The organism is gamma proteobacterium symbiont of Lampromicra miyakona, assembly GCF_059730895.1.
The window spans coordinates 158,639-180,008 of the sequence record NZ_AP035932.1 but is presented as its reverse complement, the minus strand read 5'-3'; the positions used below and the strand labels follow the sequence as shown (position 1 = coordinate 180,008).

The 21,370-nt window shown below is 58.2% G+C and carries 18 protein-coding genes and 1 pseudogene; 8 read left to right on the top strand and 11 right to left on the bottom strand.

The window, feature by feature from the left end:
• Positions 1-120 precede the first annotated feature (120 nt).
• Positions 121-198 carry a stress response protein AzuC gene (gene azuC, locus AC6I8P_RS00850; protein WP_125310475.1) on the bottom strand — a complete coding sequence of 26 codons (78 nt, stop codon included), beginning with the start codon at positions 196-198 and terminating at the stop codon, positions 121-123.
• Between the two features lie 119 nt (positions 199-317).
• Positions 318-890 (bottom strand): manganese efflux pump MntP, encoded by a 573-nt coding sequence (gene mntP, locus AC6I8P_RS00845; protein WP_021507902.1) that lies wholly within the window; start codon positions 888-890, stop codon positions 318-320.
• A 285-nt stretch (positions 891-1,175) separates the two neighbouring features.
• Between mntP and AC6I8P_RS00840 the strand changes: the two genes are divergently transcribed.
• Positions 1,176-1,421: a DUF1158 domain-containing protein gene (locus tag AC6I8P_RS00840; RefSeq protein WP_010615729.1), complete on the top strand. Its 246-nt coding sequence runs from the start codon at positions 1,176-1,178 to the stop codon at positions 1,419-1,421.
• A 526-nt stretch (positions 1,422-1,947) separates the two neighbouring features.
• On the top strand, positions 1,948-3,558 hold the full coding sequence (mqo, locus tag AC6I8P_RS00835) for a malate dehydrogenase (quinone) (protein ID WP_141496784.1): 1,611 nt from the start codon (positions 1,948-1,950) through the stop codon (positions 3,556-3,558).
• Between the two features lie 277 nt (positions 3,559-3,835).
• On the opposite strand, the gene AC6I8P_RS00830 is transcribed toward mqo, so the two are convergent.
• Entirely contained in the window at positions 3,836-4,423 is a 588-nt protein-coding gene (locus AC6I8P_RS00830) for a LysE family translocator (protein ID WP_059011339.1), read from the bottom strand.
• A gap of 135 nt (positions 4,424-4,558) precedes the next feature.
• Between AC6I8P_RS00830 and AC6I8P_RS00825 the strand changes: the two genes are divergently transcribed.
• Positions 4,559-6,049: an aminotransferase-like domain-containing protein gene (locus AC6I8P_RS00825; protein ID WP_058775178.1), complete on the top strand. Its 1,491-nt coding sequence runs from the start codon at positions 4,559-4,561 to the stop codon at positions 6,047-6,049.
• Here the strand turns inward: AC6I8P_RS00825 and AC6I8P_RS00820 are convergent.
• Positions 6,016-6,637: pseudogene (locus tag AC6I8P_RS00820) on the bottom strand (glutathione S-transferase family protein). The gene AC6I8P_RS00825 and the pseudogene AC6I8P_RS00820 overlap by 34 nt on opposite strands.
• 114 nt (positions 6,638-6,751) lie before the next feature.
• Here AC6I8P_RS00820 and AC6I8P_RS00815 point away from each other — a divergent pair.
• Positions 6,752-7,600, top strand: a complete 849-nt coding sequence (locus AC6I8P_RS00815) for a PhzF family phenazine biosynthesis protein (RefSeq protein WP_088516509.1) — start codon at positions 6,752-6,754, stop codon at positions 7,598-7,600.
• A gap of 50 nt (positions 7,601-7,650) precedes the next feature.
• Here AC6I8P_RS00815 and AC6I8P_RS00810 read toward each other — a convergent pair whose 3' ends face one another.
• A complete protein-coding gene (locus AC6I8P_RS00810) occupies positions 7,651-8,409 on the bottom strand; it encodes an SDR family NAD(P)-dependent oxidoreductase (protein ID WP_264441865.1) in 759 nt (252 codons plus the stop codon).
• A 115-nt stretch (positions 8,410-8,524) separates the two neighbouring features.
• On the opposite strand from AC6I8P_RS00810, the gene AC6I8P_RS00805 reads away from it, so the two are divergent.
• From AC6I8P_RS00805 to AC6I8P_RS00795, 3 genes are all read left to right on the top strand, one after another.
• Complete coding sequence (locus tag AC6I8P_RS00805) at positions 8,525-9,424, top strand: LysR family transcriptional regulator (protein ID WP_031279769.1); 900 nt, start codon at positions 8,525-8,527, stop codon at positions 9,422-9,424.
• A 50-nt stretch (positions 9,425-9,474) separates the two neighbouring features.
• Positions 9,475-10,476 carry an inner membrane protein YhjD gene (gene yhjD, locus AC6I8P_RS00800; RefSeq protein WP_166720081.1) on the top strand — a complete coding sequence of 334 codons (1,002 nt, stop codon included), beginning with the start codon at positions 9,475-9,477 and terminating at the stop codon, positions 10,474-10,476.
• A gap of 289 nt (positions 10,477-10,765) precedes the next feature.
• Positions 10,766-12,100 (top strand): MFS transporter, encoded by a 1,335-nt coding sequence (locus AC6I8P_RS00795; protein WP_136547211.1) that lies wholly within the window; start codon positions 10,766-10,768, stop codon positions 12,098-12,100.
• Positions 12,101-12,485: 385 nt separating this feature from the next.
• Here AC6I8P_RS00795 and ilvC read toward each other — a convergent pair whose 3' ends face one another.
• On the bottom strand, positions 12,486-13,961 hold the full coding sequence (ilvC, locus tag AC6I8P_RS00790) for a ketol-acid reductoisomerase (RefSeq protein ID WP_021507912.1): 1,476 nt from the start codon (positions 13,959-13,961) through the stop codon (positions 12,486-12,488).
• 162 nt (positions 13,962-14,123) lie between these two features.
• Here ilvC and ilvY point away from each other — a divergent pair, with 162 nt between their 5' ends.
• Positions 14,124-15,005, top strand: a complete 882-nt coding sequence (ilvY, locus tag AC6I8P_RS00785; RefSeq protein WP_021507913.1) for an HTH-type transcriptional activator IlvY — start codon at positions 14,124-14,126, stop codon at positions 15,003-15,005.
• A gap of 1 nt (position 15,006) precedes the next feature.
• Here ilvY and ilvA read toward each other — a convergent pair whose 3' ends face one another.
• From ilvA to ilvG, 5 genes are all read right to left on the bottom strand, one after another.
• Entirely contained in the window at positions 15,007-16,551 is a 1,545-nt protein-coding gene (gene ilvA, locus AC6I8P_RS00780; protein WP_058775138.1) for a threonine ammonia-lyase, biosynthetic, read from the bottom strand.
• A 6-nt stretch (positions 16,552-16,557) separates the two neighbouring features.
• Positions 16,558-18,408, bottom strand: a complete 1,851-nt coding sequence (gene ilvD, locus AC6I8P_RS00775; protein WP_021507915.1) for a dihydroxy-acid dehydratase — start codon at positions 18,406-18,408, stop codon at positions 16,558-16,560.
• 61 nt (positions 18,409-18,469) lie between these two features.
• Positions 18,470-19,399, bottom strand: a complete 930-nt coding sequence (locus AC6I8P_RS00770) for a branched-chain amino acid transaminase (protein WP_021507916.1) — start codon at positions 19,397-19,399, stop codon at positions 18,470-18,472.
• An 18-nt stretch (positions 19,400-19,417) separates the two neighbouring features.
• Complete coding sequence (gene ilvM / locus AC6I8P_RS00765; protein WP_008106624.1) at positions 19,418-19,675, bottom strand: acetolactate synthase 2 small subunit; 258 nt, start codon at positions 19,673-19,675, stop codon at positions 19,418-19,420.
• A complete protein-coding gene (gene ilvG / locus AC6I8P_RS00760; RefSeq protein WP_021507917.1) occupies positions 19,672-21,318 on the bottom strand; it encodes an acetolactate synthase 2 catalytic subunit in 1,647 nt (548 codons plus the stop codon). Before ilvG ends, ilvM begins: the two co-directional genes overlap by 4 nt.
• Positions 21,319-21,370: the final 52 nt, after the last annotated feature.

Here is a 21,370-nt window from a genome sequence, read left to right as displayed (position 1 = left end):
TGAGGGTAAAGTAATTAATGTTTGTGAGTTTTGGTGACAGAGGCGCAGAGGGGAACGGTGCCGGGTGATAACCACAGGTCGATCCCTGACCGCGATTATCGAGGGTTTCTGGCGGAGCGCTTAGTTTAAGGCGCCCGGCGGTACGTGTTTGAAGGTCTCAACATAAGAGCGAAACACGGAGCGGAAAAAACGTTTCATGGTGCACCTGATACAAAAATTGTTGAAGAATTACGCGAAAATTATAACGCCCGCGCATTTTTCACGCAATTATTTTTGAACCAGATCACAAAAACGCGCCCACCTCAGGGTGCCAGACGTTAACGGAACAGCCCTAAGTGCTCAATCAGGATGGTGCAGCCAATACTGATCAGTACCACGCCGCCCAGCACTTCCGCCCATTTGCCCATTACCGGACCGATAAAGCGGCCGACCAGCACACCGGTGGTCGCCATGATAGTGGTAGCCGCACCGATGGTGAGCGCGGTGAGCACAATGTTAACCTGCAGGAACGCGAGGCCAACCCCCACCGCCAGCGCATCAAGGCTGGTCGCTACCGCCGTCAGCGCCAGTACCATAAAGCCGTGGCGCTGCGGCGCTTCACACGGCTCGTCGGCCGTCTGACGGAAACCTTCCATGATCATGCGGCCACCAAGAATGCCCAGCAGACCAAATGCCACCCAGTGATCCCACGCCATAATGTAGTGGCTGGCGGCCAGCCCGATGGCCCAGCCCACCAGCGGCGTCAGCATTTCAATGACGCCAAAAATCAGCCCTGTGCGTAATGCTTCTTTGAAGCCCGGACGATACAGCGACGCGCCTTTGCCCAGTGCTGCAGCGAAAGCGTCCATCGACATACCAAAGGCCAGAATCAGGGTTGCGATAAATGTCATGGTTTTCAGTCAATGCGGTGAAATAAGACGATTAAGCCTGCACTTTGTCCGCATATCGGGTTCAGTAATGAAAAAGTGCGCGCAGTCTAGCACGCTAACCCGCTAAAAAAAAGACAACAAAATCATGGGTTTAAGTATAGCAAAGGCTATAACTCTTAACTGCCGCTATTTCTGCAGCTAAGTGGATGGAATTGAAGAAATTTCCTAGCGCGCGCTGCGGCGGGGATTGCACCGCGCCGCGGTTTTATGCGCTAATGCCCGCGCTAACTGATTTGGAATGATGCGATGAAAAACCCGTTTGAAACGCTGATCATCCCGGGCGGCATTCTGCTGCTGGGCTTTCTTTCGGCGCTACTACTGCCCGCCCCTTCGTTTGGCGTGGCGCTGGCAAAACAGCTGCAGCAGGCTCTGCATCTGCAGGATGTGAATCAGCTGTACACCATGGTGTTCTGCGTCTGGTTTTTGCTGCTGGGTACCGTTGAGTTTTTCATTATCCGCTTCGTCTGGCGCCGCTGGTTCCAGCTGCGCTGAGCGGTGCGCGTGATGCATTTTTCTTCTGACGGGCGCCTGACAAGGTGCCCAAATTAAAAGTCACACAAATGTAACATTATTTTTACACGATCTGGCGAAACATCAGGCAACATAAAATCCGCATAAAAAATCAATTTCGATAAAACCTATCTTTTTCAATGCGTTAATTTGTGATCCAGCTCACCGTGTGAAATCAACCCTCTCCATTTCCCTCACACTGCCGCAACAACTACGTTACTATAACTGCCTGATTAGGGGATAAAAATCCCTTATGACAGCGCCGTCGGGCTGATTAATTCTTATGCTGAATCATTTCTGCATTTAAAAAATAAACAAACGTTTAATTCCGATACGAGAATGTTATATTCGAATGCATATGCATAACGTGCAGTTAACCGTTATCACACCTATGGCTTAAACCTGAGTCTTAACCTTTGAGAAATAGCGCAACGCGCTTGCAAAAAGCGTGGCTGTTTCGCCTGCGAACCTGTTGAGCTTCAGGGCAACAGAGAGGAGATGTCGCCTCATGAGCAACACTGCGGTAAATCTGGCGCTAGCCGCCGCTGGCATGGAAAGCACACACCTTCAGGAACGAAAAGACGTAGATGTCCTGCTGATCGGCGCAGGCGTGATGAGTGCTACCTTAGGCACCTGGCTGCAGGATCTCGAGCCGGACTGGTCGATTGAGATGGTCGAGCGGCTGGATGATGTCGCGGTCGAATCCTCTAACGGCTGGAACAATGCCGGCACCGGCCACGCGGCGCTGGCCGAGCTGAACTATACGCCCGAAAGAGCGGATGGCAGCATCGACATTGCCAAAGCGGTGGCGATTAACGAATCCTTCCAGATTTCCCGCCAGTTCTGGGCGTATCACGTACAGAAAGGCAACCTGAGTAATCCACAAAGCTTTATTCACAGCACGCCGCACATGAGTTTTGTCTGGGGCGAGGCCAACGTGGCTTTCCTGCGCAAGCGCTTCCAGGCGCTGCAGAAAAGCACCCTGTTCCGCGGCATGAACTATTCCGAAGATCGTGACCAGATCGCTGAGTGGATTCCGCTGGTGATGAACGGGCGCGACCGCAAGCAGAAAGTGGCGGCCACCTGGACCGACATGGGCACCGACGTTAACTTCGGTGAGGTGACGCGCCAGCTGATTGCTGCGCTGGAGAAGAAAGAGAATTTCCGCCTGCGTCTGCGTCAGGAAGTACGCGACATCAAGCGCCTGAGCGATGGGCGCTGGCAGGTAAGCCTGCACAACCTCGCCAGCGGTGAGCCGCGTGTGCTGACCGCGCGCCAGCTGTTTATCGGTGCCGGCGGTGCCGCGCTGCCGCTGCTGCAAAAAACCGGCATCCCGGAAGTAAAAGGCTACGCTGGTTTCCCGGTGGGCGGCTCGTTCCTCGTCACGGAAAACCCGGACGTGGTGGCGCAGCACATGGCGAAGGTGTATGGCAAAGCCAGCGTGGGCGCACCGCCGATGTCGGTACCGCATGTTGATACCCGCGTGCTGGATGGCAAGCAGGTGCTGCTGTTTGGCCCGTTTGCGACCTTCTCCACAAAATTCCTCAAGCAGGGCTCGCTACTGGATATGTTCGGCGCGATGAACAGCAGTAACCTGCTGCCGATGATGCAGGTTGGGCTGAAAAGCTTCGATCTGGTGAAATATCTGGTCGATCAGGTGCTGCAGAGCGATGACGATCGTATGGAAGCGCTGCGCGCTTATGTACCGCAGGCAAAACAGGAAGACTGGAAGCTGGTCACGGCCGGTCAGCGCGTGCAAATCATCAAAAATGATGAGAAAGAGGGCGGCGTGCTGCGTCTCGGTACCGAAGTGGTCACCTCGGCCGACGGCTCGATCTCTGCGCTGCTGGGCGCGTCACCGGGCGCCTCCACCGCAGCACCGATTATGCTGGAGCTGATGGCGAAAGTGTTCCCGGAGCAAATGCGCTCGCCAGAGTGGCAAACCAAAATCCGCGCGGTAATCCCGTCGTGGGGCCGCAAGCTGAACGGCGACGTAGCGCTGACCGAGAAGGTGCTGGCCGAAACCAGTCGCGTGCTGCAGCTGGATTACGCACCGGTCATCACGCCGGAAGCTGCCAACGACGAAGGCCGTGAAACCGCCCATGTGGTGGGCAAGTAAGCGGCGACGCCTGTCCCTTCACCGGTAAATACAGACCTGACTGGGGCCGCAATCGCGGCCTCTTTTTTGATTACAGTGTCGCCCTTTGGATGACGCAATCCCTGACGGTTCCAGCCTGGAATTTATTCACCAGGAAGCGCACGTTTGTTAGCGGCACAATACATTGCACATTGCGCGATAAATCGCGCCGCTACATCAGGGTGCGTCGTACGGCTTCGTTAACTGACCAGCCCCCCATATTGTGCCCCTGCTTACCGCGCCATCCAACGCCGTGGCATCAGCCCAATAGCAGCGCGTCATACAGCATCCACCCGGTGGTCGCCACCAGCGACAGCGCCATTAGCGTGTTGAATGCCTGACGTTTCCACGCAATCTGCAGGTGATGGCGCAGCCGGTCGCCCAGCGCTGCCCAGATTAAAATGCACGGCAGGTTGAGGGCGGCGAAGCCGAGCAGCACCGCCAGCACACCGTTGCTGTTGGCGTACATCAGCGCCACGTTGGTGACCATTAGCCAGGCTTTGGGATTCACCGCCTGGAAACACACGCCGCCCAGCAGGGTCATCGGACGCGGACGTTCGCGCAGCTGCGGCGCACCGGCGCGGAAGATTTTCCACGACAGCCACAGCAGATAGCTGCATCCCACCACCGTCAGCGGCAACCGCACCGACGCCATCCAGTGCAATAGCAGCTCCAGCGCCACGCTCGCCAGCAGCATCTGTAACGCACAGCCGAGCAGGATGCCAAACAGCATCGGCAGCGTGCGCCGGAAGCCAAAATTGACGCCGGACGTGGCCAGTAACAGATTGTTCGGACCCGGTGTAATCGACATCACTGTAACGTAGCTAAAGAAGGATGGATCGAGCATGGTGCGTTTCCCTGAGAATCAACGAAACACCATGCTAATGCGCAAATTACAATGGCAACAGAGACACAAAATCACTATTGTGATGGATACAGTTAAGGCAATTTTAAATTGTACCTATCGCGCGCGGAGGCTTTTGTGTCCCTTCCTCTCTCATCCGGCCAGACGCTGTACCAGCAGCTGGCGGACAGTTTTGCCGAATCTATCCATCAGGGCACACTGAAGCCGGGTAAGCGCCTGCCGGCCATCCGGCGCGTGGCACAGTCGCACCAGGTCAGCATCAATACCGTGCTAAGTGCCTGGCATATCCTTGAAGATCGCGGCCTGATAGAAGCCCGTCCGCAGTCGGGCTACTACGTGCGTGGCGTGCTGCCCGCGGTGACGCGACCGCTCAGGCCAATGAGCGCCAGCGTTAATGACCCCAGCACGCAAAAACTGGAACTGATCGAGCAGGTGTTCGCCGCGCAGAATCACCCCGACTACACCAATATTTCGCTGGCCTGCCCGCAGGATAGTGAGCTGTTTCCGGCGGCGAAACTGGGACGCATTACCGCCTCCCTTATTCGCCGCGATAACGACATCATTGGTCGCTACGCGCTTCCGCCGGGTAGTGAGCGCTTACGGGAGGAGATTGCGCGCCGTAGCCTGCACACCGGCCTGAATCTGACTGTCGCGGACATCACCCTGACCCACGGCTGCATGGAAGCGCTGCAGCTGGCGCTGCGTGCGGTGACGAAGCCGGGCGACTGCGTCGGGCTTGAATCGCCGACCTACTTCTTTTTGTTCCCGCTGCTGGCCTCACTCGGGCTGAAGGCGCTGGAAATCCCCACCGATCCGCAAAACGGCCTGTCGCTGGATGCGCTGGAGATGCTGCTACAGGAGCAGCGCATTCAGGCGCTGATCGCCATGCCGGGCGCGCAGAATCCGCTGGGCTACGTGATGCCGCTGGAAAATAAAAAGCGTCTCGCGAAGTTAGTGAACACTTACCACGTTCCGCTGCTGGAAGATGGGCTGTATGACGAATTGCAGTTTGACTGGCCGCTGTCGCCGCCGGTCAAAGCCTTTGACCGCGACGGCTGGGTGATTTACTGCACCAGCTTCACCAAAACCGTCGCGCCCGATTTTCGCGTGGGCTGGACGGCTGCCGGCCGCTTCCACCCGGCGATTGCGCGGCTGAAAGCGGTATCGTCGATGACCGAATCAAAACTGCTGAGCGAAACGCTGGCCGAATTTCTCGCCAGCGGCGGTTATGATCACCATCTGCGTTCGCTGCGGCGTCGCTATGCCGCCAATCTGGATGCGGCGCGCGGCATCATTGCCCGTCATTTCCCGCAGGGCACGCGCGCTACCCTGCCGCGCGGCGGCTTTGTGTTTTGGGTCGAGCTGCCGGGTAAGGTTGACACGGTGGAGATGTTCCATCGCCTGTTGCAGGAGCAAATTTGCGTCACGCCGGGCGCGCTCTATTCACTGAGCGATCGCTATCGCCATGCGCTGCGTCTCTCCTGCTGCTATCCGTTTGATGAGCGTTACACCTGGGCACTGAAACGCACCGGCGCGCTGGCCTGTGAAATCACCGGTATCGCGCCGGGTCAGGATCAGGGCTTACCGTTGCGGCCCCAGGTGGTGTAACCCTCGCGTTCGGTCAGGCGCTCGTAATAGGTTTGCACGGCAGGAAAGTCCGGATGGTCGAGCGGGGTTTCAAACCAGCGGTTCACCGCCAGGCCAACCGGAATATCGGCCAGGGTAAAGTTTCGCCCCGCGACGTAGCGCCCGGTTTTTTCCAGCTGCTGATTAAGAATACCCATGGTGTGGCTCCAGCCTTTGATGGCGGCAGCCAGCAGGCGCGGATCCTGATGGGCTGGCGAATTGCGCACCAGCGACATAAAAGCATAGCGCCATGAGGTGTTGAGCTCGGTGGCCTGCCAGTCCATCCACTGATCGACCGGCGCGCGCGCGCGGATTATCCGGGTAGAGCCATTCACCGCCGTTGCTGTTGGCGAGATAGCGCAGAATCGCGTTGGACTCCCACATCACGAAGTCATCTTCGATGATCACCGGCACCATGGCGTTGGGATTGAGTGCCATAAACTGCGGTGAGTGCAACGATTGCGGGTCTTCGCCCCACGGCTCGTGCTCCCAGGCAATATCCAGCTCTGAACAGAGCCACAGCACTTTACGAACGTTGATTGACGAGTTACGGCCCAGAATTTTTAACATAGCGGACTCCGCTGGCAGAATTGTTAATCTATTCATAGTCCTGTTAGACGCCTTAAGCAATCAGCAGGATGTAAATCCGGATTTCAGACAACCTCAATGAGGAAAGGAGCGAACATGCAGGTGGCGTTTAAACAAGTGGATGTGTTCTCCACAGGCGCGTTCAGCGGCAATCCGCTGGCGGTGATTATGGATGCCCAGGGTCTGAGCGACGCACAGCTGGCGGCCATCGCGCGCTGGACCAATCTGTCGGAAACCACCTTCGTGCTGCCACCACAGGATGCCACAGCCGACTATCGTGTGCGCATCTTTACGCCCGGCGGCGAACTGCCGTTTGCCGGACACCCCACGCTTGGCACCGCGCATGCCTTGCTGGAAGCCGGCTGGCCCCTGAAAACAGCGGGTAAGATTGTGCAGGAGTGCGGCGTGGGCCTGGTTGAGGTACAGATTGGCGCTGACGGTACGCTGGCCTTTGCCGCGCCGGACGCCAGCCTGACGCCGTTCAGTGATGCGCTGATGAGCAGCGCGCTGCACAGTGACGCGTTCGATCTCAGCCAGACGCCAGCCGTGGCGGATATGGGGATTCGCTGGCTGTTGATTCCGATGAGCAGCGCGCAGGCGGTGCTGGAGGTGGTCACCCAGGCGGACGATTTACTGCGGCTGCAGCAGCATGCGGGCGTGAACGGCATCGCCCTGTTTGGCCCGCTGCCGCAGGACGCAGAGGCGCAGTACGAGGTGCGCGCGCTGCTGGTCGAGAACGGTAGCCTGGTCGAAGATCCGGTCACCGGCAGCGCCAACGCCTGTCTGGCACGCTATCTGGCGGCGCAGGGCCAGCGGCAGGATTACTGCGCGCGTCAGGGCAGCGCCATCCAGCGTGCCGGTCGCATTGTGGTGCGTTTTGCCGGTGAGACAATCTGGATCGGCGGGCAAACCGTCACCCTGATTGATGGCACGATTGAGGTGTAAAACGGGCGCTGCTCCGTTCGTTAACACGATTCGGTCGCAGCGCGATGTTTTTACAGTGCCTGACCGCCGGAGGCCTCGATACGCTGGGCGGTAATCCAGCCGGTTTCGTCGCTCAGGATCGCGCTGATGGCATTACCGATGTCATCCGGCAGACCAACGCGGCCCAGCGCGGTCACTGAAGCGATATGCGCGTTCAGATCTTTGGTGTCGCGCACACGACCGCCGCCAAAGTCGGTTTCAATCGCCCCTGGCGCCAGAATGTTGACGCGAATGCGGCGCTCGCCCAGCTCCTTCGCCTGATAGCGCGTCAGCACTTCCATCGCCCCTTTCATGGCGGCGTAAGTACCTGAACCTGGCAGCGTCATGCGCGTCAGACCACTGGAAATGTTCAGGATGCGTCCACCATCGGCGATCAGCGGCAGCAGTTTCTGCGTCAGGAAATACGGCCCTTTAAAATGCACATTCACCAGCGCATCAAACTCCTCTTCACTGGTTTCGGCCAGCAGCTTGTAATGACCGTGGCCAGCGTTGTTCACTAAATAATCAAAGCTATCGCGCTGCCAGGTCTCGTTCAGCGTTGCTTTGACCCGCGCCGCAAAGTCATCAAACTGCTTACTGTCACCCACATCCAGCTGCAGCGCCACCGCACGCGCGCCCAGCGCCTCAATCTCCTTCACGACCGCCTGCGCTTCTTCAGCATGACCGCGCCAGGTAAACAGAATATCGACGCCCTTAGCGGCCAGTTTCAGCGCGCCATTCTTGCCCAGACCGCGGTTACCGCCGGTAATCAATGCAATTTTATGAGACATGTTTCGCTCCGGTTGGAAAATTGAACACGGATTAAGGATATTCGCGAATAATTGATCTATAAACGCAGGGGAATACACAGCACTGTTTCACTAACAACAACAATCGGTGAACAACATGGATAAAATTCACGCTATGCAGGTGTTTGTGCGGGTGGCAGAAATGGGCAGTTTTACCCGCGCGGCTGAGAGTCTGGGTTTACCCAAGGGCAGCGTGTCCCGCCAGCTGCAGGCGCTGGAAAATCAGATGGGCACACGCCTGCTGCACCGTACCACGCGCCGTGTGCATCTCACCCAGGATGGGCTGGTGTATTACGATCGCTGCCTGGATTTGCTGTCGATGCTGGATGATATGGACAGCCTGTTCCAGCACGATCCTGCCACGCTGAGCGGTAAGCTGCGCGTCGATATGTCGGTGGCGATGGCAACCGGTTTTATCCTGCCGCGCCTGCCGGAGTTTTTGCAGCACTATCCGGGCGTGGAGATTGAGCTGAGCAGCAGCGATCGCCAGGTTGATGTGATTCGCGAGGGCTTTGACTGTGTGTTGCGCGTTGGCGAACTAAAAGATTCCGGCCTGATTGCGCGAAAAATTGGCTCGCACGCCTTGATCAACTGCGCCAGCCCTGGCTACCTTTCCCGCTTCGGCATGCCGGTGCGGCTGGACGATCTCGGCCAGCACGCCATGGTGCACTATACCCAACAGCTGGGGCAGCCCTCGCCGGGCTTTGAGTACTTTGATGGCAAACAGTGCCACTACGTGCAGACCGGCGGCGTGGTGACGGTAAACAGCACTGAGACCTATCGCGCCGCCTGTATCGCCGGGCTGGGCATTATTCAGGTACCGGCGATTGGCGTGCAGCCGCTGCTGGAATCCGGCCAGCTGGTCGAAGTGCTGCACCATTTCCCGGCCAAACCGATGCCGATTTCCCTGCTCTATCCTCACCGTCGCAACGTGGCGCGCCGCGTGCGGGTGTTTATGGAGTGGCTGAGTCAGGTGCTGCAGGAATACGTGACCTGAACGGGCAGGCTATAATTTTATTTTCGCTGTGAACAGGATGCAGAAGGTCTATGACGGACAAAACCACAAAAGCCTCAGCGGCTGAAGCTAAGCCGCTGATTGATATCAAAACCGGGAACAAAACCGTAGATGGCTCAATCCGGCGCGTCTCACGCTTTGCCGCCTGGTTTCAGGCGATCCCGGCAGTGGCGCACTTTTTGCGCGCGCTTGAGCGCTTTAACGATCGCCTCGGCAGCCAGTTTGGTGCGGCGATCACCTATTTTTCCTTTCTTTCGCTGATACCGATTTTGATGGTCTCCTTTGCGGCGGTCGGCTTTGTGCTGGCGTCCAATCAGGACCTGCTTTCCGAGTTGATCAACAAAATCGTTAACAGCATCAGCGACCCGACGCTGGCGACCACGCTGAAAAATACCGTCAATACCGCGATTCAGCAGCGCGCGACTGTCGGCCTGACCGGTTTGCTGCTGGCGCTCTACTCCGGCATTAACTGGATGGGTAACCTGCGCGAAGCGGTACGCGCCCAGTCGCGTGACGTATGGGAACGCAAGCCGGATGACCAGGAGAAGTGGTGGAAGAAATATCTGCGCGACCTGGTTTCGCTGCTGGGTCTGATGCTGGCGCTGGTGATTACGCTGTCGCTGACCTCGATTGCCGGCGCAGCGCAGGCGGCGATCGTGAATGCGCTGGGGCTGGGCGATATCGAGTGGCTGCGGCCGGCGATGACCATCATCGCGCTGTCGATTTCCATCTTCGCCAACTATCTGCTGTTCCTGTGGATTTTCTGGATTCTGCCGCGCCACAAGCCACGCAAAAAAGCGCTGCTGCGCGGTACGCTGCTGGCGGCGATAGGGTTTGAGGTGATCAAGTTTGTCATGACGCTGACGCTGCCGAAGCTGGCGACGTCGCCCTCCGGTGCCGCCTTTGGATCGGTGCTGGGGCTGATGGCCTTCTTCTACTTTTTCGCGCGTCTGACGCTGTTCTGCGCTGCGTGGATCGCCACCGCAAAATACAAGGATGATCCCGAGATGTCGCAGCCGCATCACCCGGCGTAACGCGACAATTCAGTTACATTTGCCGCAACAGCAAAAAATGTTTCCTGCTGGCTACTAAAGCAGCAAAAACCAGCAGGAAACGCTGGAGGGTCACTTTTATTTGGCCCTTTTGCAGAGAATCACGCCAGAAAAGCCGCGCTTCCCCTTCCCATCCGCCGCCGATTGCCGTAACTCAGAAATTATCCTCTTTTTCGCCGCCAAAGCCCGGTGTGACGCGGTTTTTCGTCATTGAATGCGGCAAAACAGGTGCGTAAGATTCTTTGTTTACATTTACAATTAAGAAACAGTTATGCAAGCCTCCATCTCCGAAACACCCGACCAACCACACGACGGCACACCGGTTAACTCACGCAGTAAAGTGGTAGTTGCCTCACTGGTCGGCACTGCGATCGAATTCTTCGATTTCTATATCTATGCCACCGCCGCGGTAATTGTTTTTCCGCATATCTTCTTCCCGCAGGGTGACGCTACGGTTGCCACACTGCAATCGCTGGCGACCTTCGCTATCGCCTTTGTTGCGCGCCCTATTGGCTCCGCGCTGTTTGGTCACTTTGGCGACCGCGTGGGCCGTAAAGCGACGCTGGTTGCCTCGCTGCTGACCATGGGCGTTTCTACCGTACTGATCGGCCTGCTGCCGGGTTATCAGACCATTGGCGTGGCGGCACCGCTGCTGCTGGCGCTGGCGCGTTTTGGTCAGGGCCTGGGACTGGGCGGCGAATGGGGCGGCGCAGCGCTGCTGGCCACCGAGAACGCCCCGGCGAAGAAACGCGCGCTGTACGGCTCGTTCCCGCAGCTGGGCGCACCGATTGGCTTCTTCTTTGCAAACGGCACGTTCCTGCTGCTCTCGTGGCTGCTGACCGATGAGCAGTTCATGAACTGGGGCTGGCGCGTGCCGTTTGTGCTTTCTGCGGTACTGGTGATTATCGGTCTGTATGTGCGCGTATCGCTGCATGAGAGCCCGGTGTTTGCCAAAGTGCAGAAAGAGAAGAAACAGGTGCGGATCCCCATCGGTACGCTGCTGAGCAAGCATATGACGGCGACCATTCTCGGCACGTTTATCATGCTGGCGACCTACACGCTGTTCTACATTATGACGGTGTATTCGATGAGCTATGGCACTGCGCCGGCGCCGGTTGGTCTCGGCTATTCGCGTAACAGCTTCCTGTGGATGCTGATGGTGGCGGTCATCGGTTTTGGCGTGATGGTGCCGATTGCCGGCCTGCTGGCGGACCGTTTTGGCCGTCGCAAAACGATGATCACCATTACGCTGATTATCATCGCCTTTGCGCTGATGTTCCCGCTGCTGCTCGGCTCCGGCTCGCAGATTCTGGTGATGGGCTTCCTGCTGCTCGGCCTGAGTATTATGGGTCTGACATTCGGCCCGATGGGCGCGCTGCTGCCAGAACTGTTCCCGACCGAAGTACGCTATACCGGCGCGTCGTTCTCTTACAACCTGTCGTCGATTCTTGGCGCCTCGGTGGCGCCTTATATTGCGACCTGGCTGAATGCGAACTACGGCTTGCAGGCGGTGGGCTTCTATCTGGCCTCCATGGCGGTGCTGACGCTGATCGCACTGATTGCCTGTAAAGAGACGCGCCACCAGACGCTGTATGAAGCGGTGTGATTGATTGCGTGTTGACAGAACCCGGCTCCGGCCGGGTTTTTTTATTGGCGGTGTGGGGATGGTACGGTGTTTCCCTCACCCTGGCCCTCTCCCGCTGGCGGGAGAGGGAACCGTTTGGTGCAGGCTGATGTTTCTGCACTTATCCATCAACACCGCGCAGATACTCCCTCTCCCGCTGGCGGGAGAGGGAACCGTTTGGTGCGGGCTGATGTTGCTGCACTTATCCATCAACACCGCGCGGACGCTCCCTCTCCCGTTTACGGGAGAGGGCCGGGGTGAGGGCTAGGGTGAGGGTGAGAAAAACCCTTCTGCCCCCAGACATAAGACATAAAAAAACCCCGGCAAGCCGGGGTTTGACTGGGCTGAAAACTGTGTCTCGCGTGCCTTAGCCCGCGACGGCGATGCGTTTCATGTCGGTCATATAGCCACGCAGTTTGCGGCCAACGGCTTCGATTGGATGCTGGCGGATCGCTTCGTTCACGTCGCGCAGCTGCGCATTATCCACCTGCGTGCCTTCTACCGCTTTGCCCAGGTCGCCAGGCTGCAACGTGGTCATGAACTCTTTCAGCAGCGGAACGGCTGCGAAGGAGAACAGGTAGTTACCGTATTCTGCGGTATCGGAAATTACCACGTTCATTTCATACAGACGCTTACGGGCGATGGTGTTGGCAATCAGCGGCAGCTCGTGCAGGGATTCATAGTAAGCTGACTCTTCGATGATGCCCGCGTCAACCATGGTTTCAAATGCCAGCTCAACGCCCGCTTTCACCATCGCGACCATGACCACGCCTTTGTCGTAGTACTCCTGCTCGTCGATCTTGCCTTCGAACTGAGGAGCATTTTCGAACGCGGTTTTACCGGTCTCTTCACGCCAGGTCAGCAGGTTTTTGTCGTCGTTCGCCCAGTCAGCCATCATACCGGAAGAGAATTCACCCGAGATGATGTCATCCATGTGCTTCTGGAACAGCGGTGCCATGATGGTTTTCAGCTGCTCAGACAGTGCGTAAGCGCGGATTTTTGCCGGATTAGACAGACGATCCATCATCAGCGTGATGCCGCCAAACTTCAGCGATTCGGTGATGGTTTCCCAGCCGAACTGAATCAGTTTCTCGGTATACGCCGCGTCGTGACCTTCGGCCACCAGCTTGTCGAAGCACAGCAGTGAACCGGCCTGCAGCATACCGCACAGAATGGTCTGCTCGCCCATCAGGTCTGATTTGACTTCTGCCACGAAAGACGATTCCAGCACGCCTGCACGGTCGCCGCCGGTGGCTGCAGCCCAGGCTTTGGCAATCGCCATGCCTTCTCCTTTTGGATCGTTTTCCGGGTGAACAGCGATCAGCGTTGGAACGCCGAAGCCACGTTTGTACTCTTCACGCACTTCGGTACCCGGGCACTTCGGTGCCACCATCACCACGGTGATGTCTTTACGGATGGTCTCGCCCACTTCGACGATGTTGAAACCGTGAGAGTACCCCAGCGCGGCACCGTCTTTCATCAGCGGCTGAACGGCCTGCACAACGGCAGAGTGCTGCTTGTCCGGCGTCAGGTTAACCACCAGATCCGCCTGCGGGATCAGCTCTTCGTAAGTACCCACTTTAAAACCGTTTTCGGTGGCTTTACGGAACGACGCACGCTTCTCAGCGATGGCTTCAGCGCGCAGTGCGTAAGACACATCGAGGCCAGAGTCACGCATGTTCAGACCCTGGTTCAGGCCCTGCGCGCCGCAGCCGACGATGACCACTTTCTTACCTTTCAGGAAGCTAGCGCCATCCGCGAATTCATCGCGCGACATGAAGCGACATTTGCCTAACTGCGCTAACTGATTGCGCAGATTCAATGTGTTGAAGTAGTTAGCCATGGGTACTCCGCTCAGATGTTGTGTTTGCTTTTGTTCAGTAACGGCGCCGGATTTAGCGCCGCGAATGACCCCATCATATGACAGGAAATCTGTTGCTTAAATTGATATATTAACAACGTCACATTGCAGAATTTGCAACATCACGCTGAGGGCAAAACGCGCATGGATTTACGAGACCTGAAACTGTTTCTTCACCTGGCGGAAAGCTGCCACTTTGGCCGCACCGCGCGCGCCATGCACGTCAGCCCGTCGACATTGTCACGCCAGATCCAGCGGCTGGAAGAGGATGTCGGACACGCGCTGTTCCTGCGCGACAACCGCACCGTGACGCTGACCGAAGCCGGCGAGCGGCTGCGTCAGTTCGCCCAGCAGACCCTGCTGCAGTATCAGCAGTTGCGCCATGTCATGGACCTCAACGGTCCGTCGCTGAGCGGCGAGCTGCGCCTGTTCTGCTCGGTAACCGCCGCCTACAGCCATCTGCCGCCGATTCTCGACCGCTTTCGCGCGGAGCATCCGCAGGTGGAGATCAAACTCACCACCGGCGATGCCGCCGATGCCATTGAAATGGTGCAGTCCGGCGAAGCGGATCTGGCCATCGCCGGCCGGCCGGAGTCGCTGCCCGCCAGTATCGATTTTACACCACTGGGTTTGATCCCACTGGTGCTGATCGCCCCGGCGCTGCCCTGCCCGGTGCGCAGCCAGGCGACGCAGGAACAGCCGGACTGGTCGCAGATTCCCTTTATCCTGCCGGATCAGGGGCCGGCGCGGCGCGGTATTGATTTATGGTTTCGCCGCCACCGCATTGCCAACCCGCAGATTTACGCCACGGTGTCTGGCCATGAGGCGATTGTGTCGATGGTGGCGCTCGGCTGCGGCATCGCGCTGCTGCCGGATGTGGTGCTGGAAAACAGTCCGGAACCGGTGCGCAATCGCGTGCTGACGCTGGAGAATGTCGAGTCGGTGGCGCCGCTGGAGCTCGGCGTATGCGTACAAAAAAAGCGGCTCGGGGAGCCGCTGATCAATGCTTTCTGGCACCTGCTGTAGTTTAGCCGGCGAGGAAGAAGCGAAACGCCGGATTGCTGGCCTCGTCGTGCCACTCATAGCCGAGCGCGTTGAGGTGGGTGTCGAAATCCGGCTCTTTGTCGTTGATCTCGAACGCCGCCAGCACGCGACCAAAATCGGTGCCGTGGCTGCGATAGTGGAACAGTGAAATATTCCAGTGCGCGCCCAGCGTCTGCAGAAACTTCAGCAGCGCGCCCGGCGCTTCCGGGAATTCGAAGCTGAACAGCCGTTCGCGCAGCGGTTTTGACGGGCGTCCGCCCACCATGTAGCGCACGTGCAGCTTCGCCATCTCATCGTCTGACAAATCCACCACCTGATAGCCGCCTTCAGCCAGCTGGCTGATGATTTCGCTGCGCTCCTCAAGGCCGCGCGTTAAACGCACGCCAACAAAGATGCAGGCGTTGTCGGCATCGGCATAACGGTAGTTGAACTCGGTTACCGCGCGGCCGCCCAGCGTCTGGCAGAAACGCAGGAAGCTGCCCTGCTGCTCAGGGATGGTGACCGCCAGCAGTGCTTCACGCTGTTCACCCAGTTCACAGCGCTCGGAGACGTAGCGCAGACCGTGGAAGTTGACGTTGGCGCCCGACAGCACGTGCGCCAGCCGCTCGCCTTTGATGTCGTGCTGCTGGATGTACTTCTTCATGCCCGCCAGCGCCAGCGCGCCGGAAGGCTCCGCCACCGCTCGCACATCCTCGAACAGATCCTTCATCGCTGCGCAGATGGCATCGCTGTCCACGGTGATGATGTCGTCGAGGTATTCCTTGCACAGGCGGAAGGTCTCGCTGCCGATACGCTTGACCGCCACGCCTTCGGCAAACAGCCCGACGCGCGGCAAATCCACCGGCTCGCCGGCATCAAGCGCCGCCTTCAGGCAGGCAGAGTCCTGCGACTCGACCGCGATAACCTTGATTTGCGGCATCAGCTGTTTAATCAGTACCGCCACACCCGCCGCTAAGCCGCCGCCGCCTACCGGCACAAACACGCGATCGAGATGCGCATCCTGCTGCAACAGCTCCATCGCCAGCGTGCCCTGACCGGCAATCACCGCCGGATGATCAAACGGCGGCACGAAGGTGTAACCCTGCTGCTCCGCCAGCTCAATCGCTTTGGCTTTTGCCTCGTCAAAATTGGCGCCAAACAGGTAAGCCTCACCGCCAAACGCGCGCACTGCATCAACCTTGATGTCCGCCGTCGCCACTGGCATCACAATCAGTGACCTGATGCCGAGCGTGCTGGCCGAGAGCGCCACGCCCTGCGCGTGGTTACCCGCCGAAGCAGTAACCACGCCGCGCGCTTTCTGCTCTTCCGTCAGCCCGGCGATCATGGCGTAGGCACCGCGCAGCTTGAAGCTGTGCACCGGCTGGCGATCTTCGCGCTTCACCAGAATGGTGTTGCCAAGACGCGACGAAATTTTTTCCATTTTTTGCAGCGGCGTTACCTGGGCAATTTCGTACACAGGCGCACGCAGCACCGCGCGCAGATACTCCGCGCCATTGGGCGACGCGGAAAGCGGTTGAGACTCAGCCATCAGAGATTAGCCTCCCAGCTTAGACTTATCGCGCACCGCGCCCTTGTCAGCGCTGGTGGCGAGCGATGCATAAGCACGCAGTGCGAAGGAGACCTGACGCACGCGACCGTGCGGCGTATAAGCCGCTTCGCCACGCGCTTCCTCTTCTTCACGGCGGGCATGCAGTTCGTTATCCGGTACCGCCAGCTTAATGCCGCGATTCGGGATATCGATTTCAATGATGTCGCCATCTTTAACCAGCGCGATGGTGCCGCCGTTCGCCGCTTCCGGCGATGCGTGGCCAATGGAGAGGCCCGAGGTGCCGCCCGAGAAGCGTCCGTCAGTGATCAGCGCACAGCTTTTGCCAAGGCCCATCGATTTCAGATAAGTGGTCGGATAGAGCATTTCCTGCATGCCCGGACCGCCTTTCGGCCCTTCGTAGCGGATGACCACCACGTCACCGGCGACCACTTTGCCGCCGAGAATCGCTTCCACCGCATCGTCCTGGCTTTCATACACTTTTGCCGGACCTTTAAAGGTGAGGATCTCTTTGTCGACGCCGGCGGTTTTCACGATGCAGCCATCTTCCGCCATGTTGCCGTACAGCACTGCCAGACCGCCATCCTGAGAGAATGCGTGTTCGCGCGTGCGGATACAGCCTTCCTGACGATCGTCATCCAGCGTATCCCAGCGGCAATCCTGTGAAAACGCCTGGGTAGTACGGATGCCCGCCGGGCCGGCGCGGAACATCTTCTTCACCGCTTCGTCTTTGGTCAGCATGATGTCGTACTGATCGAGCGTTTCGCGCAGGTTGAGGCCCAGCACGTTGCGTACGTCGGTGTGCAGCAGGCCAGCACGATCCAGCTCGCCAAGAATACCGATTACCCCGCCCGCGCGGTGCACATCTTCCATATGATATTTCTGTGTACTCGGCGCCACTTTGCACAGGTGCGGCACTTTACGTGACAGGCGATCGATGTCGGAAATGTTGAAATCGATCTCGCCTTCCTGCGCGGCGGCCAGCAGGTGCAGCACGGTATTGGTGGAACCGCCCATGGCGATATCCAGCGTCATGGCGTTTTCGAACGCAGCTTTGCTGGCGATGTTACGCGGCAGCACGCGCGCATCATCCTGCTCGTAGTACTGTTTGGTCAGGTTAACGATGCGCTTGCCGGCGTTGATGAACAGGTCTTTACGATCGGCGTGAGTTGCCAGCAGCGAGCCGTTGCCTGGCTGCGACAGGCCCAGCGCTTCGGTCAGACAGTTCATGGAGTTGGCGGTGAACATGCCGGAGCACGAGCCGCAGGTCGGGCAGGCGGAACGCTCAATCTGTTCGCTGTCGGCATCGCTGACGTTCGGGTTCGCACCCTGAATCATCGCGTCCACCAGATCCAGCTTAATGATTTTGTCTGACAGCTTGGTTTTACCGGCTTCCATCGGACCGCCGGAGACAAAGATCACCGGAATGTTGAGGCGCAGCGAAGCCATCAGCATGCCGGGGGTGATTTTGTCGCAGTTGGAGATACACACCATGGCGTCGGCGCAGTGGGCGTTCACCATATATTCCACGGAGTCGGCAATCAGCTCGCGTGAAGGCAGTGAATACAGCATGCCGCCATGACCCATGGCGATACCGTCATCCACCGCGATGGTGTTGAACTCTTTGGCTACACCACCCGCGGCTTCGATTTGCTCAGCGACCAGTTTGCCAAGATCGCGCAGGTGCACGTGGCCCGGTACGAATTGGGTGAAGGAGTTAACCACGGCGATAATCGGCTTACCGAAATCGTCGTCGGTCATTCCGGTGGCGCGCCACAGGGCACGGGCACCCGCCATGTTACGACCATGGGTGGTGGTGGCGGAACGGTACTTAGGCATGCTCTATTTACTCCAGTCTGAAAAATGACGCGGGCGCTGCTGCACCCGCGTTACTGTCTTGTTATGGATTCACCTGATCCAGCCAGCCGTACTTGTCTTCGGTTTCGCCGGTGAACAGGCCAAAGAACGCCTGCTGGATTTTGGTGGTCACCGGACCACGTTTGCCCTCACCCACCTGGATGCCGTCCACGCTGCGTACCGGCGTGATTTCTGCGGCAGTACCGGACATGAACACTTCATCCGCCAGGTACAGCGATTCGCGTGACAGCACCTGCTCGCGCACTTCGATACCGAGATCCTTCGCCAGCTTGATGATTGCGTCGCGGGTGATGCCCGGCAGCGCTGAAGAGGTGAACGGCGGGGTGAACAGGATGCCGTCTTTCACTTCAAACAGGTTTTCGCCAGCCCCTTCGGAGATATAACCCTGGGTATCCAGCGCGATACCTTCCTGATAGCCGTGGCGGCGCGCTTCGCTGCCAACCAGCAGGGAAGAGAGATAGTTACCGCCTGCTTTCGCCGCGGTTGGCAGGGTATTTGGCGCCACGCGATTCCAGGAAGAAACCATGGCGTTAATGCCCTGCTCCAGCGCTTCGGCGCCCAGGTAAGCCCCCCACGGGAACGCAGCGATGATCACATCGGTGGTGAAGCCGTCTGGCGGGTTAACGCCGAGGCCCACGTCGCCGACAAAGGCCAGCGGACGAATGTAGGCACTCTTCAGTTTATTGACGCGGATGACTTCGCGGCACGCTTCCATCAACTCATCCACGCTGGCTTTGATCGGGAAACGGTAAATTTTGGCGGAGTCGTGCAGACGCTGCATGTGTTCACGGTGACGGAACACCACCGGACCTTTGTGTGAGTCGTAGCAGCGAACGCCTTCGAACACAGAGGTGCCGTAATGCAGTGCGTGAGACATAACGCTAACCTTGGCGTCTTCCCACTTAACCATCTCTCCATTGAACCAGATAAAGTCTGCTTTCTTCGTACTCATTGTTATTTCCTTTGGCGACTAGGCGCGGATTTGTTGTGTTGTCTGTTGCTGGATCTCGACACAGGCGACATCCATAAGTTTGCTTAACTGCGAAGACAGTAAATCGACAGAGCGCTGGCTGGCAACGGTCATTTCGATATTAATGTTCTCCGCATTGACGGCGGACGCCATATTCATCGCGCAGACCTGGAAGCCACGGTGACGCACGACGCGCAAAATGCGCTCCAATATTTCAGGGCGAAAGCGGGCTTCGATAGACAATTGATGCTGGTTCATACGGTTTTCTCCATCATGTTTGCGTTGCTGGCACCCGGCGGTACCAGTGGCCAGACGTTTTCATGCTCATCAATCGCAACATGCAGGAAGTAAGGACCTTCACTGTTCAGCAGAGCATCAATCGCGGCGTCGACCTGATCTTTACGGCTAATGCGCTGGCCCGGAATATCAAAGGCGCTGGCCAGCGTGAGGAAATCGGGGTTATCGGTGAGGATGGTTTCGCTGTAGCGACCATCAAAGAACAGCTGCTGCCACTGGCGAACCATGCCAAGACGCTGGTTATCCAGCAGCAGAATTTTTACCGGCAGCTGCTTACGCTTGATGGTGCCCAGCTCCTGAATATTCATCATGATTGAGCCGTCACCGGACACGCAGATAACGGTGTCATCCGGACGGGCAACCTGCGCGCCCACCGCAGCCGGCAGCCCAAAGCCCATGGTGCCCAGACCGCTGGAGGTGATGAAGTTTTCCGGCGCGCTGAAGCGCATGTGCTGCGCCGCCCACATCTGGTGCTGGCCAACGTCGGTGGTTACCACCGCGCTGTCAGGTTTACGATCTGACAATTGCTTCAGCAGCAGCGGCGCGTAGATCGCCTCGCCGGGATGGTCGTAACGCCACGCGAACTCCGCGTTCATCGCTTTAACTTCAGTACGCCAGCCGTCGATCTGCAGCGGCATGCTCAGCGCCGGCAACACCTGGTTGAGATCGCCCTGCAGCGAAACGTGAGCGCGACGCAGTTTGTTCAATTCCGCCGGATCGATATCAATATGGATGACGCTGGCGTGCGGCGCGAAGGTATCCAGCTTACCGGTGACGCGGTCGTCGAAGCGTGCGCCGACGGCAATCAGCAAATCACAGGATTGCACCGCCAGGTTGGCCGCTTTGGTGCCGTGCATGCCGAGCATACCGAGGTAGAGATCGCTGCTGGCTTCGGCGCTGCCCAGTCCTTTCAGGGTAGAAACCATCGGGATGCCGGTCTCCTGCGCCATAGCCCGCAGCGCCGGGACGGCCTGCGCCATGCCGACACCGCCGCCGATATACAGCATCGGTTTTTGCGCCTGCGCCATCAGCGCGCGCGCTTCGGCAATGTGCTGCGGTGAGTGGCTCAGTGCTTCTTCAACCGGCAGCAGGTGCGGCGTCAGGTCACCGCTGGCAATCTGAATATCTTTGGGGATGTCGACCAGTACCGGTCCCGGACGGCCGGACTGCGCGATGGCGAAAGCTTCCGCCATCACCGAGGGTAAATCATCCAGCGATTCAACGAGGAAGCTGTGTTTAGTGCAGGCTAATGACAGGCCAAGAACGTCGATCTCCTGAAAGGCGTCGGTACCGATAAACGCTGAAGAGACCTGCCCGGTGATGGCGACAACCGGAACGGAATCCATCATCGCATCGGCCAGTCCGGTGATCAGGTTGGTGGCGCCCGGTCCGGAAGTCGCAATGCAAACCCCGGTTTTGCCGGTCGCACGCGCATAACCGATCGCTGCCATCACCGCACCTTGTTCATGACGACACAGTAGATGTTCCACGCCGCCATCGTAGAGCGCATCGTACACTGGCATGATTGCTCCGCCAGGATAACCAAACACTGTGTCGACACCCTGCGCGCGTAAAGCCTGAACTACCCACTGTGCACCTGTCATGGTTATTCTCCTGTATTCCTGCTGGAACAACAGAATTTTATGCTACTGCTCA